The sequence below is a fragment of the Streptomyces sp. NPDC051243 genome, assembly GCF_044455405.1.
In the GTDB taxonomy this organism is placed as follows: Bacteria; Actinomycetota; Actinomycetes; order Streptomycetales; family Streptomycetaceae; genus Streptomyces.
This window is the reverse complement of record NZ_JBITES010000005.1, coordinates 25364-40141: the sequence shown is the minus strand read 5'-3', so window position 1 is coordinate 40141 and position 14778 is coordinate 25364. Positions and strand designations below refer to the sequence as shown.

15 protein-coding genes and 2 pseudogenes are annotated in these 14778 nt (G+C 70.9%); 5 read left to right on the top strand and 12 right to left on the bottom strand.

Annotated features, from left to right (window positions below; all coding sequences use genetic code 11):
- Positions 1–46 precede the first annotated feature (46 nt).
- From ACIBAG_RS14015 to ACIBAG_RS13990, 6 genes and pseudogenes are all read right to left on the bottom strand, one after another.
- Positions 47–1285, bottom strand: a complete 1239-nt coding sequence (locus ACIBAG_RS14015) for an MFS transporter (protein WP_399104598.1) — start codon at positions 1283–1285, stop codon at positions 47–49.
- Positions 1282–1836: a DinB family protein gene (locus tag ACIBAG_RS14010; RefSeq protein ID WP_399104595.1), complete on the bottom strand. Its 555-nt coding sequence runs from the start codon at positions 1834–1836 to the stop codon at positions 1282–1284. Before ACIBAG_RS14010 ends, ACIBAG_RS14015 begins: the two co-directional genes overlap by 4 nt.
- Positions 1824–2228 carry a hypothetical protein gene (locus ACIBAG_RS14005; RefSeq protein WP_399105443.1) on the bottom strand — a complete coding sequence of 135 codons (405 nt, stop codon included), beginning with the start codon at positions 2226–2228 and terminating at the stop codon, positions 1824–1826. Before ACIBAG_RS14005 ends, ACIBAG_RS14010 begins: the two co-directional genes overlap by 13 nt.
- A 92-nt stretch (positions 2229–2320) precedes the next feature.
- A pseudogene (locus ACIBAG_RS14000) lies at positions 2321–2503 on the bottom strand (FAD-dependent oxidoreductase); the annotation flags it as partial.
- A gap of 124 nt (positions 2504–2627) precedes the next feature.
- Positions 2628–2816 (bottom strand): annotated as a pseudogene (locus ACIBAG_RS13995) (NAD(P)-binding protein); the annotation flags it as partial.
- 44 nt (positions 2817–2860) lie between these two features.
- A complete protein-coding gene (locus ACIBAG_RS13990) occupies positions 2861–3895 on the bottom strand; it encodes an alcohol dehydrogenase catalytic domain-containing protein (protein ID WP_399104593.1) in 1035 nt (344 codons plus the stop codon).
- Positions 3896–4292: 397 nt separating this feature from the next.
- Between ACIBAG_RS13990 and ACIBAG_RS13985 the strand changes: the two genes are divergently transcribed.
- A complete protein-coding gene (locus ACIBAG_RS13985) occupies positions 4293–4955 on the top strand; it encodes a pyridoxamine 5'-phosphate oxidase family protein (RefSeq protein ID WP_399104591.1) in 663 nt (220 codons plus the stop codon).
- 148 nt (positions 4956–5103) lie between these two features.
- On the opposite strand, the gene ACIBAG_RS13980 is transcribed toward ACIBAG_RS13985, so the two are convergent.
- The 6 genes from ACIBAG_RS13980 to ACIBAG_RS13955 all read right to left on the bottom strand — a co-directional run bounded on the left by ACIBAG_RS13980 (position 5104) and on the right by ACIBAG_RS13955 (position 11162).
- On the bottom strand, positions 5104–6822 hold the full coding sequence (locus tag ACIBAG_RS13980; RefSeq protein WP_399104589.1) for an acyl-CoA dehydrogenase family protein: 1719 nt from the start codon (positions 6820–6822) through the stop codon (positions 5104–5106).
- Between the two features lie 80 nt (positions 6823–6902).
- Positions 6903–7469 (bottom strand): PadR family transcriptional regulator, encoded by a 567-nt coding sequence (locus ACIBAG_RS13975; RefSeq protein ID WP_399104587.1) that lies wholly within the window; start codon positions 7467–7469, stop codon positions 6903–6905.
- Between the two features lie 208 nt (positions 7470–7677).
- Complete coding sequence (locus tag ACIBAG_RS13970; RefSeq protein ID WP_399104585.1) at positions 7678–8670, bottom strand: DUF2599 domain-containing protein; 993 nt, start codon at positions 8668–8670, stop codon at positions 7678–7680.
- Positions 8671–9070: 400 nt separating this feature from the next.
- Positions 9071–10249, bottom strand: coding sequence for a PP2C family protein-serine/threonine phosphatase (locus ACIBAG_RS13965; protein WP_399104583.1), 1179 nt, complete (start codon positions 10247–10249; stop codon positions 9071–9073).
- A gap of 139 nt (positions 10250–10388) precedes the next feature.
- On the bottom strand, positions 10389–10847 hold the full coding sequence (locus ACIBAG_RS13960; protein ID WP_399104581.1) for an SRPBCC family protein: 459 nt from the start codon (positions 10845–10847) through the stop codon (positions 10389–10391).
- 9 nt (positions 10848–10856) lie between these two features.
- Positions 10857–11162: a hypothetical protein gene (locus ACIBAG_RS13955; RefSeq protein WP_399104579.1), complete on the bottom strand. Its 306-nt coding sequence runs from the start codon at positions 11160–11162 to the stop codon at positions 10857–10859.
- Positions 11163–11610: 448 nt separating this feature from the next.
- Between ACIBAG_RS13955 and ACIBAG_RS13950 the strand changes: the two genes are divergently transcribed.
- From ACIBAG_RS13950 to ACIBAG_RS13935, 4 genes are all read left to right on the top strand, one after another.
- Positions 11611–12075 (top strand): Crp/Fnr family transcriptional regulator, encoded by a 465-nt coding sequence (locus tag ACIBAG_RS13950; RefSeq protein ID WP_399104577.1) that lies wholly within the window; start codon positions 11611–11613, stop codon positions 12073–12075.
- 51 nt (positions 12076–12126) lie between these two features.
- Complete coding sequence (locus tag ACIBAG_RS13945) at positions 12127–12792, top strand: CBS domain-containing protein (RefSeq protein WP_399104575.1); 666 nt, start codon at positions 12127–12129, stop codon at positions 12790–12792.
- Positions 12793–12916: 124 nt separating this feature from the next.
- Positions 12917–13618, top strand: coding sequence for a response regulator (locus ACIBAG_RS13940; RefSeq protein ID WP_399104573.1), 702 nt, complete (start codon positions 12917–12919; stop codon positions 13616–13618).
- A 117-nt stretch (positions 13619–13735) separates the two neighbouring features.
- Complete coding sequence (locus ACIBAG_RS13935) at positions 13736–14749, top strand: 2-hydroxyacid dehydrogenase (protein WP_399104571.1); 1014 nt, start codon at positions 13736–13738, stop codon at positions 14747–14749.
- The last annotated feature ends 29 nt before the right edge of the window (positions 14750–14778 follow it).

Below are 14778 nucleotides of genomic sequence, written 5' to 3'. Positions count from 1 at the left end.
CGTCGCCCGCGCACAGCCGCCGCTACGGCGAGCGGTGCGGGCCGGCTCACCGGCTGCTCGCGGTGGCGGCCACGGCGGGCAGGACGGCGAGGGCGAGGACGCCGCCGGTGAGCGCGAGGACCGGGTAGCCCGCGGCGGAGACGACGAGACCGGAGCTCAGGCCCCCGGTGGCGCCCGCGATGGCGATGGAGACGTCGACCAGGCCCTGGGTCTTGGCACGGGTGGCCAGCGGCACGGCGTCGGTGATCATCGCGGTGCCGGAGACCAGGCCGAGGTTCCAGCCCAGCCCCAGCAGGGCGAGCGCCAGGGCCAGCAGGGCGACGGAGTACGCGGGCGCCGCGGCGGCGGTGATGCCGGCGGCGAGGAGGGTGAGTCCGGAGGCGACGGCGACGACGGACGGGCCGTATCGGTCCACGAGCCAGCCGGTCAGTGGTGAGGGCAGGTACATGGCGCCGACGTGGATGGCGATGACGAGGCCGGAGGCGGCGGTGCCGTGCCCGTGGTCGTGCATGTGCACGGGAGTCATCGTCATGATCGCGACCATGACCAGCTGAGTGAGGATCATCGTCAGCGCGCCCGGTATCAGCCCCGGCCCGCGAGTCTTCGCCGTGGTGGTCTCCGTCGGTTGCCGGAGGTCGAGGCTGCGGGCGAGCAGCAGGGGGTCGGGGCGCAGCCGGACGGCGAGGACGAGGGCGGCCAGGGCGTAGGCCGTACCGGAGAGCAGGAAGGGTCCGGCAAGGGCGGGGATGCCGAGGCTGTCGGCGAGGTCGCCGGTGGGTGCGGCGAGGTTGGGGCCGACGACACCGCCGAGGGTGGTGGCGACCAGGACGGTCGAGACGGCCCGGGCACGGTGTGCGGGGGCGGCGAGGTCGGCTCCGGCGTACCGGGCCTGGAGGTTGGTGGCCGTACCGGCGCCGTAGACGAACAGGGCGATGAAGAGCAGCACGGGGTTGTCGGCGACGGCGGCGACGATGACGCCCGCGCTGCCGACGGCACCGGTCAGATATCCCGCGGCCAGACCCGGTCGGCGGCCTCTGGCCTGGGAGATACGGCCCACACCGACGGCCGCGAGGGCCGATCCGGCCGTGAACAGGGCGCTGGGCAGGCCCGCCAGGTCGGTGGAGCCGAGCATGTCCTGCGCGAGCAGGGCCCCGACGGTGATGCCGGCCGCGAGCCCGGCCCCGCTCAGGATCTGGCTGCTGACCAGGACGGCGAGAACACGGCGCTGTGCCTCGGGCCGCGGGGATGTACCGGCTGTCGGCTCCACGGTGGCGTCGCTTGTCACCGGCAAACCTCTCCCCCTGGCCGCAGGACGTCCACGACGAGATAGCCGTCGATACGGCGTACGTACTCACTGTCGGGATCGGACGGGAGCGCGTGTCCGAGGTCGCCCGCGCGGACCTCGCCGATCCACTGGTCGTGCTGGTACTCATGGTTGATGAGCGCGGTGAGCAAGTGGGCGGCCACGATGGCGAGTTGAGTCGGGGCACCGACCCGGCCGGCGGCGATGTCGCCGATGCGGGCGTGGACGCGCTCCGCGACGGTCTCACGGAACTCGGTGAGCCGCTTGACCGTGGGCAGCGTGCCGCGGAACTTCTCCGGGTTCGCCGAGTCCATCAGGGCGTCCAGCTCCGGATCCGGGCTGGGCTCGGCCGCGGTGAGGTTGCGGATCATGAAGTGGGCGACATGGGCCTGGTGGCCCAGGTGCCAGCCGATGGCGCTGGAGTTCTCGTGCGGGCGCCAGGTCACCTCGTCGGGGGTGAGGTCCCGCCACAAGTCGTCGGTGTACGCGCGGGCGCGGTCGTACTCGTGCAGCAACGCGTCTATCGGGAGCATGAGTTCGCCTCTTCCGCGGTCACTTCTGTGGTCACTTGTGGGGTCACCTGTGGGGTCACCTGTGGGGTCACTTCTGTGGTCAGGGACGCCGTCACCGCCCGTTCGGCGGCGGCGAGGGCGCCCTCGATGTGTCCGGCGTATGCGGCGGCCGTCTCGGTCGAGGCCCAGTGCATCCTGCCGTCCAGCGCGGGCCGTCGGTAGAGGGGGCGGCCGAACAGGGAGTAGTCGGCCGGATGTCGCACAGCGGGCGGCGCGGCGGGCCGCCCGCCGGGACCCGACATGTCGCGCACCTCCCCCAGCGGACCGGTTCTGCTGACCGCCGCCCCGGCGAGCCCCGCCTCCCGCCAGAAGGCGGCAGGGTAGCGGGCGACGACCTTGGCGACCGCCCCCATCCACACCGGGGTCGTCCGAGGCGGACCAGCTCCGGGGACAGGTGTGACCCGAAGCCGATGCGCGCGAGGGCCAGCGCGGGAGGTACGGCCACGACGACGTGCTCGGCGTGCAGCACCGAGCTCGGCGTACGGACTTCGAGGCCGCCGGTGACGCGGGGATGAATGGCGCTGACGGGACTGTCCAGGCGTACGGCGTCGGCGGGCAGTTCGGCCGCGAGGGCGCGGGCGAGGGTGTCGGCCCCCGGTGCGAAGCGGCGGGCGGGGGCGTCGAGCAGGTTGCCGTGCAGCCGTCGTAGGCCGGTGGCGTCCTGTACGAGTGTGTCCCCCGCGAGATGCTGCTCGAAGGTGTCGATGCCGAGCCGCGCGGCGAGATCCGCGACGCGCCGCTCCCCCCCCCTCCCAGTACCAGGTGGCCCCCAGGTCGAGGGTCCCCGGCGGGCCGGCCGTGCTGAGCAGACGCCCGCCGACGCGCCCGCCGGCCTCCAGGCACACGATGTCGCGGCCGGCGCCTACCAGGGCGGCGGTCGCGGCAAGGCCGGCGATCCCGGCACCGACCACGACGACGTCGTGGCCGTCACGCTGAACCATGTTCTCTCCCCTTCAACGGCCGTTGCGCGTCCGTGGTACGGCCGTCACGCGCTGGTGGTGAGGACCATCCGGAAGCGGGCCCTGCCCTCTTGCTGGGTGTCGAGCGCCTGCTGTGCCTGCTCCAGCGGGACGGTCTGCACCCGGGGGCGGACACCGGTGGCGACCGCGAAGCGCATGGCCTGTTCGGTGTCGGCGGGGCTGCCGGTCAGATGACCGGTGACGCTGCGCGCCGCCATGACGAGCCTGGCCAGGGGCAGTTGCAGGGGAGACCCGTCGAAGCCGACGACGGTGAGTCTGCCGCGCGGGGCGAGCCCGTCCACCAGTTCCGCGAGCGGCTTGCTGCTGGAGGCCGTGGACAGGATCAGCCGCGCCCGGCCCAACTGCCGCAGCGCCGCGCCGGGTTCCTGCCGCTCGGTGTCGATGTAGTGCCGTGCGCCCAGTTCCTCGGCGAGCTTCCGCTTCTCCTCGCCCCGTCCGATCGCCACCGTCTCGAACCCCATGGCGGCTGCGAACTGCACCGCCAGGTGGCCCAGACCGCCGATCCCGAGGACCGCGACGAGGTCGCCCGGCCCGGCACCGGAGTGCCGCAGGGCGTTGAAGGTGGTGACGCCGGCGCAGCCGAAGGGCGCGGCCTCCGCGGCCGTCAGGCCCTCGGGGATCCGGGAGAGAGTGGCGGCGGGAACCGTGATGGTGCTCGACCAGCCACCGGCGTACGACATGCCCGGGATCTTCCGCTCCGGGCAGTGCACGACATCGCCGACCCGACAGGCGGAGCAGTGCGCGCAGCTGCCGCCGAACCAGCCGACGGTCACCCGCTCCCCCACGTCCCATCCCCGCACCCGAGGGCCCAGCTCCGCGATCACACCGGCGACCTCGTGACCCGGAGTGATGGGAAAACCGGTCACCGGAGCGGGGTTGCGGACGGTACCGATGTCGGCACCGCAGATCCCGGTCGCCTCCACGTCGATACGCACCTCACCGATGTCTGGAGCCCTCTCCCGCACCGGGACGACCCGTACCGCAGCGCCGGGCTCCGCCACTTGTGCGGCCCTGTGCACATGGTCAGCGTCTTGGGACACGGAAATCTCTCCTTGAAATACGAAAGGACGCGGCTGTCCGCTGTCCACGGAAATACCGCGCGCGTGGCTCCGTCCGCACCGTAGAGCACTCCGTATGACCCTGGTAGAGGATCACGGTGAATGGGGGTATAAAGAGCGGCTATAGCCAGGAGGGGAGCAGCCGGAAGTCATGTCTCCATTGCTCTGGCGGATCCCCGTGGATTCATTCGCGGGAATTCTCATGTCGACGCCGAGGAATATCCGGGTCCACGAGCCAGCGGGAGAAGGGCACAACTCTATGACGAGCGCGGACACCGCCGTACTCACCGGTACCGGCCACGACACCGTGCTCCAACCAGCGTTAGAGTGCCGTCGCTCCCCACGCCCCACTGAAGGCCACAGGAAGGCAGCGCGTCACGTGAACCACCCCCACGCGTCCATCGGCTCCGTCGGCGAGCGCCGCCTGCAACACCTGCTCGGCACGGCCGACCAGGCAGCCACCTTCTACGACCGCCAGGTGCAGACCCGGCTGACCCCGCAGATGGCGGACTTCATCGGGCGGCAGACCATGGCGTTCCTGTCCACGTCGGACGCCGGCGGCGCCTGTGACGTCACTTTCCGTGCCGGTCCCCCGGGATTCGTCACCGTGCTGGACGACGGCACCCTCACCTACCCCGAATACCGTGGGAACGGGGTCCTCGCCAGTGCGGGAAACATCACCGAGAACCCGCACATCGGCCTGCTCTTCGTCGACTTCACCCATGACCACATAGGCCTGCACGTCAATGGTGCGGCCCGGCTCCACCGGGACGAGGAGCAGCGAAGGGCCTACCCGCACCTGCCGGTGGACACCGCACCAGGACGCAGGCCCGAATTCTGGGTGCACATCACGGTGGAGGAGGCGTATGTGCACTGCTCCAAGCACATCCCCCATCTCGAGCCGGCACCGCGTCCGCGCTCGGGCGCCCCACGGCCGAAGGATGCCGACTACTTCGCCCCCCGCCCCGAGCACCAGCCCCCGCCGTACGAGGCCGAGCAGCCTGCGGGACCTCACACCGGATCGCTGCCGGGCAGGGGTTGACCCGGCGGGTACGCGGCGGAGTCCGCGCCACCTGCCATCGGTCTGCGCGCGGCAGGTCGCTCGCAGGCCGATGGCATGGGCGTCGCTGCTCCCAGGGACCATGACCGTCATATGCCGACGGGCCCCTGGCAGCACTGTCACGGCGCTGTCACGGCGCCATCTCGTACGCCCCGGACAGTGCCTCGACACGCTCCCAGACGCGCTGCGAACGCGCCTCGTCGATGACGGGACGCCGGACCGCACCGAGGGCCCAGCGCTGCTGGTCCGCAGTGGCGGAGTCCTTGCCGTACAGCTCGACGGCGAAGGCGGAGAAGTCGCGGACGAGGACGGAGAACAGCTCGTCGAGCACGTCCTCGGCGAGGTCCGTCAGGCGGGCCTGCTCCAGGATCAGCTGACCGTGCACCACCAGCGCGAACAGCTGGCCGACGGCGAGTAGCAGATCGAGGTCGCGGCTCTGCTCCTCGTCGGGGGCGGCGGTGGCGACGAACTCGCACAGGGCGTCGGCCTGCTCCCGGAAGCGGGCGACGTTCGGCACGCCGGCGTATGCGTCGTAGGCGGGGCGCCAGTCGTGGAAGCGCACGGCGCCGAGGCCGCGGGCCGGTCCCTGCTCGAAGAGGAACGTGTCGTCGGCCGCGTCGAGGCGGGTCGGCACCGGCGCGAACTCGGCCGGGTTCAGGAGGTGGTTGCGCATGAACTTGAGGATCAGCGCGAGGTTGACGTGGACCGTGCCCTCGAGCTTGGGCAGGCTGCGGATCTCGACGGCGGCCTGGGCGAAGTAGGTGTCCTTCTCGAAGCCCTTGGCGGCGATCACGTCCCACATAAGGTCGATGACCTTCTCGCCCTCCGTGGTCACCTTCATCTTCGTCATCGGGTTGAAGAGCAGGTAGCGGCGGTCGTCCGGCGAGGCTGAGCGGAAGTAGTCGACGGCGCGGTCGCTGAACAGCTTCATGCCGACGAGGCGGACGTACGCGTCGGCCAGCTCGCGGCGCACGTGCGGGAAGGCGGTGACGGGGCGGCCGTACAGGATGCGGTTGTGGGCGTGGGTGACCGCCTCGTACATCGCGTGCTCGCAGATGCCGATCGAGGCGGTACAGAGGTTGAACTTGCCGACGTTGACGGTGTTGAGGGCGGCGTCGAAGGCGGCCCGGCCCGTGTGCAGGACGTCGTCCGGGCCCACCGGGTAGTCCTCTAGGCGGAACTCGCTGACGTACTTCGAGGAGTCGACGACGTTCTTCACGAGGTGATAGGCCGGGTGGCGGCTGTCGGCGGCGAAGAAGACGTAGCCGTCCGGGCCCTCGATGTCCGTGCGTCGGCCGAAGACCGAGACGAGCCCTGCGGCGTTGCCGTTGCCGATGTAGTACTTGGAACCCGTCGCCCTGAAGCCGCCGTTGCCGTCCGGCGTCAGCAGCATGTCGGTGGAGTAGATGTCGGCGCCGTGGGTCTTCTCGGAGAGGCCGAAGGCGAACACCTCGCCCTGTGCGAGGAGTTCCGCCGCGCGGGTGCGAGCCGCGGTGTTGTCACTCTGCCAGACCGGGCCGAGACCGAGGATGGTCACCTGCCATGCGTACCAGTAGTCGAGACCGTAGAACCCGAAGATCTCGTTGAGGGCGGCGATCCGGGCCGTGTCCCAGCGCTGGTCCTCGCGGCCGGCGGCGGCCGTCGGCGTGAGGAAGGTGGCGAACAGCCCTTCCTTGGCGGCGAACGTGAGGAAGTCGGCCAGCCAGGCGCGGGAGCGGTAGTCCTCGATGAGCCTGCGCTTGCCGCGGTCCTCGAACCAGTCGACGGTGGCCCGCAGCAACCTGCGGGTCTCGGGGTCGAACTGCGCCGGGTCGTATGTGCGCGGGTTGAAGAGGAGCGGGTCGGCCATGGAGGTCCGCCTTCCGAGGGTTGAGGGTAAAGGTGGTGCGGGAACGAAGGTCGCGGAGCCGGGCGGCGCGGGCCGGCAGTTCAGCTCTCCGGGTGCGGCGTGCCGAGCCGGCGAAGGGTGGCCAGGACGTCGTCGAGCCAGGCGATCGTCATCCGCTCGAATGCGATGCCACCGCGCAGCACGACGTGCTGCAGTTCCTGACCGGCGTCGAGCGGGGTGGGGGCCGCCGGGCCGGTGAAGTCGCGCAGTTCCCCGGCGAGATAGTGCGCGAGCCGGTCGCCGTGCACCTGGCGGTGCCGTTCGACCTCACGGATCAGCACGGACGGGTCGTCGAAGGCCGCGCCGCGGATCTTCACGGCAAGCTCGTGGCGGATGCTCTCGGGTTCGATCGGTTCGTGCAGCCACCGGGAGAGGGCGGCGCGGCCGGGGCCTACGACGGAGTACTCCTTCTTGTCCGGCCGACTCTGCTGCGGCAACGCGCGCACGGCGAGCAGGCCATCGCTCTCCATGCGCTTGAGAACGCGGTAGATCTGCTGGTGCGTGGCGGTCCAGAAGTATCCGATGGACCGTTCGAAGCGCCGGGCCAGCTCATAGCCGGAGCCGGGCTTCTCCAGCAGGGAGACGAGGATCGCGTGCTCGAGCGCCATGCCTCGATCCTGCTATGCAACTCGTTGCATAGCCAAGGGGCGCCGTCAGGGTGAGACAGGGCTCACGCGGGCCGGCCGTCATCCCAAGCCGACCCTGGCTGTCAGATCGGCGGGCTCGGACACCAGCCGTGCGACGTCGACGCGGCGGCGCCGGCCGTCTGAGAGCTCGCCGATGCGCAGCCGGAGCTCAGCCGGGCGCAAGAGTGGACTACTCCGGGTTGCACTGTGCGAGGACGGTGCCTGGGTAACTGATGTCGGGCCGCCAGTCCTCGATGTTCCAGGTGTTGCCCGCGAAGGCGGCGAACTGGTGGTGGCAGAGGAACTGGTCGAACAGGCCGCCGTGGTTGCGGTGGATCCCGAGAGGCTGCTGGTACTTCGCCAGCAACTCGTCCCAGCCGGCCCGGGCGACGAAGTAGTCGGAGGGCTGTGCCCGCATCCAGTTGGTGGGCGTGATCTGCAGCGTCCACTTGGCGACGGCGTGCACCCAGACCCACTTGGCGCCCAGGATCAGGTCCATGCCCAGCCATGGGTCGGCGACCACGGGGCGAGCGGCACCCTGGTGCCGTACGGTCTGGATCAGGCTGTGGCCCTCGATGCGGTACTCGGTGGGCACCGCCCGGCCGTCGGCGTCCCTGGCCCACGGCGCCCCGATCCCGCCGACCGGCGTGCCGCGGGCGTCCAGCACGGCGATGCTGCCGTCTTCGCCCCGGGCGAGCCGACCGCCGTCCGGCACGTCCACCGGGAAGACGAACTCCTCGGGCGCCCCGGCGCTCTTGAGCACCGTCTGCACTCGCGCACTGCGCTCCATCGGCTGCACGGCCAGGTCGGTGTGCGGCAGCGCGTCGGGATAGACGACGGTGCCGTCGTCGGCGACCTGCGCGGGACGCCGCACCGCCCCCTGGGGCATGCCGAGGGCCAGCGGCGCGCCCGCGGCCCCGGGCCTCGCGAGCACCAGGGTGCCCTGACTGCTGTCGGGCAGGTCGATGTTCAGGTCGTCGCCGCGCGCCGCCAGCCCCTGGTGCGTCTCCGTACGGGCCCTGAGGAGGTCCTGGCCGGCGTCCGGGGCGACCCGCTCGATCCGCTCGGCGATGCGCTCCACCCCTTCCGCGCCGCCATCGGCCTGGGCCGGTGCCGCCCATCCCCAGCCCAGCAACACCATCGCGCTCGCGGTCGTGCCCAGGGCGCGCTTGCACGCTGCCATGCGAATTCTCGCCACCTCTCGTCGTATCCCGGCACTCCCGATCACCAGGGAAACAAGCGAAACCGCGGCGAACCATGGGGTGTTACGCCACTTCGCTTGCGACCGATCCCGGCGGGGCCTGTGTGGGCCGGGCAACCACCGCGTCACCGCGGGATGGAGGCGCCAGCGCACGGCCGCGCCCACCGCGGCGGCCGACAGCGCAACCCGAGGGGCCCGAGTGGCGGAAAGCCACCGACTGCTGCCAGGGAAGCGACCACTCGGCTGATCCTGTGTGACCGCCGCAAACGTGGCGACGGCCTCCACCACGCCGTCCAGACCGTCGTCCGCATCCGCAACCACGCCCTTCCGGAGGGCGGCCGAGGCGTGGGCGCCACTGGACAGCCGTAGTCGAGCCCCTGAGTCACCGTGCGGGCGGCCACCACTCGAACAGCAGCAGCGTCGCGTCGTCCCGAAGGCTGCCGGGCTGGGCGTCCAGGACCGAGTGGATCAGCCGCCGGAGGGTTTCCGGTGCCAGTTCTCCCGCGGCGGTGGCCCGGATGATGTAGTTGGTGAACTGTTCGAGACCGAACAAGTCACCATCCCGGGTACGCGACTCGGTGACCCCGTCGGTGTAGAGCAGCACCCGGTCGCCGGGCTGGAGGGCGATCTCATGCGTGTGCCGCGGGCGCTCGGCGAACAGGGACGGCAGCCCCATCGGCGGATCGGCGTCCCGCTCCATGGCGTCGACGAGCAGGCGCTGGTCACGGATGAGCAGCGGTGCTGGGTGTCCGCAGTTGGTCCAGCGCAGGACGCCGCTCGCCAGGTCCAGTTGGGCGAGGACGCCGGTGCAGAACTGGTCGGGGAGCCACCGAGACAGGGCCTCGTCCACGCTCTGCACCAGTTCCGGCAGGTCGGCCCCGGTGCGCCGGGCGTGGCGGCAGGCGGCCAGTGACACCGCGGTGGTCAGTCCCGAGGCCAGGTTGTGGCCCATGGCGTCGAGGACGGCGGCGTGCAGGGTGGTCTCGGTCAGGGAGTGGTCGAACGCGTCGCCACCGAGTTCGTAGGCGGGCTCCAGTACGGCCGTGGACACGACGTGCGCCGTGCCGATCGTGCGGGGCGGCAGGAAGGCGCGCAGCATCTCGGCGGGAAGCTGCATCGGTTCGGTGCGGGTCCGCCGTACGAAGGAATCCTTGTACGCCCGCTTGGACGTGATCATCATGGCGAGCAGCGCGGAGAGTGTGCGGCTGCGGCGCAGCGAGAGCGGTGTGAGGGTGGGGCAGTGCACGGCGAGCACGCCGAGCCGCTCGGCGCCGTCCACCAGTGGGAGCCAGGTCGTGAGGCCGCCGGCCTCGGATTCCTCCAGGCGCAGGGACTGGGTTCGGTACGCCCAGCCCGCGAGCGAGTCGTCGATCGGCAGCGCGGAGGCCACATCGGTCAACGGGACCAGCTGGCGCTGCTGCAGATCGGCGAGGTAGACCACCGCCTGTTGCAGCCCCAGGGCCTTGGTGCAGCGGATCACCGCGGTGGACAGGTCCAGCGCCGAGCTCTTCGGATCAGCGAGGAATTCCTCCAGGAGACCGTCACCGGGCTCTGCCGTCACCGCCTCGTCCCCTCTCGTCGGGCCGCTGCACGCGCGCGTGATCGGGTCGCGTCGTTCAGCAGTCTCACATCGTGGCCGGTGGTCCGCGCGGCGACCGGATCAGACGGAGACGAGGATGTGTTCGGCTCCGCGAGGAGAGTCAGCGCGATTCGATCGCGGCTTCAGCCGCTGCCTTGATCCGCGCGCCGAAGTTGCCGGCATCCTTGCGTGCGGCGGCGAGCGCCAGGCCGACGAGGAGCTTGCCGAGGCCGTGGCCTTCCAGAACGTTGAAGATACGGACCCGAGTCCTACCGTCGGGCAGCGGCTCGAGGTCGTAGCCGCCTTCACGGGCCGTAACGCTGTTCTTGGACACCTCGGCCCATCGGATCCTCACCGGGGCTTCGAGGTCGGTGATGCGGAACTCCCTGGCCGTCTTCATCCCGGCGTCCTTGACCGTGCTGCGGAAGACCGTACCCACGGCGGTCGGGGTCTCGGGAACCCGCTCGATCCTGAGCACGCGGGGGCTGAACTGCGGATCGTTGCGTCCGTCGGCGAGGTAGGCGAACACGGCCTCGACAGGTCGGTCGACCTCGACCGTCGCTTCGAACTGACCTGGCATGAGCACTCCTCAATCGCTCGGGTGCAGCGTGCCCGCGACTCTATGGGGCCACTGGGCCTGTCGCGAGGCGAACGGCGTGCCGCCGAGGCACGCGGGCTTCTCGGAACGGCCGCCGGCCGGCACGCCTGCGCCGATAGGGACTTCGAGGGCCGGGATCGTTGGTTCGACGGTGGTGCAGGGGAGTGCGAGGCAGCCAGGCCGGACAGCGGAACGTCGATCGGCGTGTGCTTCGCGGGCCGCCCACTCGGCCGCCGCGCGGCTCTCACGCGAGCCGTCGAGGCCGACGGTGACGGTGAGGGTGACGGTGCGGGTCATGATCTCCACCTCCTGAATCGGTGGCGCCGATTCGAGCCTCGTCTTCGGATACGGCCCCTGGCAGGGGCCGCAGGGTCCCTGCCAGGGGCCGACCGGCCCTGGCCTGGCCTGGTGTCGCTGGGTGGCCCACGCCCTCACCCTTGTTCTCGCGTGGCGGTGACCGCCGGATGCCGAAGGTCCGCAGACGTAGGGCTGAACGCCCTGTCCTCAGGGTCGGTCGGGTGCGTGCTCGGCCTCGTCGGCGCCGAGGCCAAACTGGGGGCGGCATCACCGCGTTGGACGCGGTCGACGAACTACGCCGCGAACTCTCCCGCTCCAGGCCGGAGCCGGGGCGCCCTCTCGATGGACCGGGTGGCCCCGTCCATGGACCGGGCGGCCCATGGCCCCGCCGCCGGCTGCGGGCAGACGCTGGCGGTGGAAGCACCTGCACCCCGTCGGGAGGCACGCCATGATCGCCACGACCACGCCCAGCATGCTGCGCGCCCTGCCCGCCGAGCACCGGCAGCGGCTCATGCGCGTCGCCCGCGAGGTGTCCTTCGCGCAGGGAACGCGGCTGTTCGAAGAGGGTGGCCGGGCCGACCGGTTCTGGATCATCCGTACGGGCACCGTCGAACTCGACATGCATGTGCCCGGCCGCCGCGCGGCCGTCATCGAGGCCCTCCGGCACAACGAACTCGTCGGCTGGTCCTGGCTCTTCACCCCGCACGCCTGGCACCTGGGCGCCGAGGCGGTGACGCCCGTGCGGGCGTACGAGTTCGACGCCACCGCCGTCCGCTCGATGTGCCAGGAGGATCCGGCCATGGGCCACGCCGTCACTCAATGGGTCGGCGAGGTGCTCGCCCACCGCCTCCGCTCCGCCCGCACCCAGCTGCTGGACCTGTACGCCCCCTACGGCGCCGGCAGCCGTGTCTGAACGGGCCGCGAGTGGAAGCGGCCCGCGAGCCGAAGCGAGGAAGGAGCCACCATGCACGGCACCCCGCACATCGTCAGTGATGTCATGACCCACACGGTCACCGCCGTCGGCCGCAGGGCCACCTTCAAGGAGATCGTGCGGCTGATGCAGGACTGGAAGGTCAGTGCCCTGCCGGTCCTGGAGGGCGAGGGTCGCGTCGTCGGGGTCGTCTCCGAGGCCGACCTGCTGCCCAAGGAGGAGTTCCGCGACAGCGACCCGGACCGGTACACCCAGCTCCGCCGCCTCTCCGACCTGGCGAAGGCCGGCGCGATCACCGCAGAGGAACTGATGACCTCCCCGGCACTCACCACCCGCCCCGACGCGACGCTCGCCCAGGCCGCCCGGACCATGGCGCACGCCAAGGTCAAGCGGCTGCCGGTGGTCAATGAGCTGGGCATGCTGGAGGGCATCGTCAGCAGGGCCGATCTGCTCAAGGTGTTCCTGCGCGGCGACGACGAGATCGCCGAGGAGGTACGGCGCGAGGTCGTGACCTGCCTCTTCCCGGCGCCGGGCTCGGCGCTCCGGGTCCAGGTGCACGATGGCGTGGTGCACCTGGCCGGACGTGTCCGGGACACGTCCCTGATCCCCGTGACAGCCCGCCTCGTCCGTGCCGTCGAAGGGGTCGTGGATGTGGACTTCGAGCCGGAGGCCGCTGAACCCCGGCCGCTGGGCCGGTAGGGGCGCACCTCGCGGACGATGGGGCCGGACGGCCCTGGTGCGTCCGGTCCCGGCGAGCGATGATCGGCATCACGAGCAGTCCGTGGTCCGCGGACCGTGAGCCACCGGGGAACAAGGGGTCGTCATGACCGAGACAGGCACCTTCACGGAGCAGAACCCGATCCGTGTGTTCCTGCTGGACGACCATGAAGTCGTACGACGGGGCCTGACCGACCTGCTCGACGCCGAGCCGGACATCTCGGTGGTCGGCGACGCGGACACCGTCGAGCACGCGCTGGTCCGCGGCCCCGCGCTGCGCCCACACGTCGCCGTGCTCGACGTACGCCTCCCGGACGGCGACGGCATCACGGTCTGCCGCGAGCTGCGCAGCCGGATGCCGGAGCTGGCCTGCCTCATGCTGACGTCGTTCGACGACGAGGACGCCCTGCTCGACGCCATCATGGCCGGGGCCTCGGGCTACGTCCTCAAGCAGATCAGAGGCTCCGACCTGGTCTCGGCGGTCCGCACGGTCGCCTCGGGGCAGTCCATGCTGGACCCCGCGACCACGGCCCGCCTGATGCGCTCGCTGCGCGCCGACCCCGCCGAGACGCCGTCCGTCGTACCCGAGCTGGCGAGCCTGTCGCCGCGCGAGCGCGACATCCTCGCCCTGATCGGCGACGGCCTGACCAACCGCGAGATCGGCAAGAAGCTGTACCTGTCGGAGAAGACGGTCAAGAACCACATCTCCCGGCTGCTGGCCAAGCTCGGCGTCCAGCGCCGTGTCCAGGCCGCGGTCCTCGCCTCGCACCTGGAGCAGCCCGAGACGAGCGAGCGCCGGAGGCCGTGACCTTAGCCGTGGGGGCACGGGCCGCCGCTGGTCGCTGTGGTACCGGCGGGACTGGTGGGATTTGTTGGCATTGGCGGGATCGACGGCACACGCCCTCGTGCGGCGGAAGGGAAAAACGTGGAAATCATCGCGTACGGAGTCCTCGCCGACGAGAGGCCGCTCCTCGAGGAAGCCTTCGACCGGGCATTCGGCAACGACCACGAACTGCGCTGCCTGAAGCTGTTCCTCAACCGGGACACCGCGCCCACCGCGGCCGGCCGCGAGATCGTACTCAGCAGTGTCAATGACACCCTCGACGCCGAGGTGCTGCGGCACCTGGCCAAGGGCGGGACGAAGCTGATCGCCCAGAGGGCCACCGGCTACAACAACATCGACCTGACCGTGGCACGGGAAAAGGGCCTGACAGTGGCCAGGGTGTCGTACTACTCGCCCCACTCGGTCGCCGAGTTCGCCTGGGCCCTCGCCCTGGCCGTGAACCGGCGCATCGTCCGGGCCGCGCACCGCACCCGTGAGTTCGACTTCCGCCTCGACGGACTGATGGGCCGCGACCTGCACGGCCGCACCGCGGGCGTGGTGGGCACCGGCAAGATCGGTACGGTGTTCGCCCGCATCGCCCACGGTTTCGGCATGCGCCTGCTGGGCTGGGACATCGCCGAGAACCCCGACTGCCTGGCCCTCGGCATGGAGTACGTCCCACGCGAGCGGCTGTTCGCCGAGTCCGACCTGGTCAGTCTGCACGTACCGCTGCTGCCGGACACGCATCACCTGGTGGACGCGGCGATGCTGGACCTGATGAAGCCGGACGCCATCCTGGTCAACTCCAGCCGCGGCGGCCTGATCGACACCGACGCCCTGCTGACCACACTGCGCGCCGGCCGCCTCAGTGGTGTGGGCCTGGACGTGTACGAGGAGGAGGCCGGGGTGTTCTTCCTCGACAAGTCCCTGGAAGTGATGACCGACGAACGCCTGGCCCGCCTGATGACCTTCCCCAACGTGCTGGTCACCTCGCACCAGGCGTACTTCACCCGGGACGCCGTCGCCCAGATCGCCGGGACCACCGTGCGCAACCTCGAGGACTATTTCGCCGACCGCACCAGCGACAACACCCTCGTCCACCCGGGGTCGGGGTGACGATCCGTCCGGGGTCCGGGTGAAGCGGG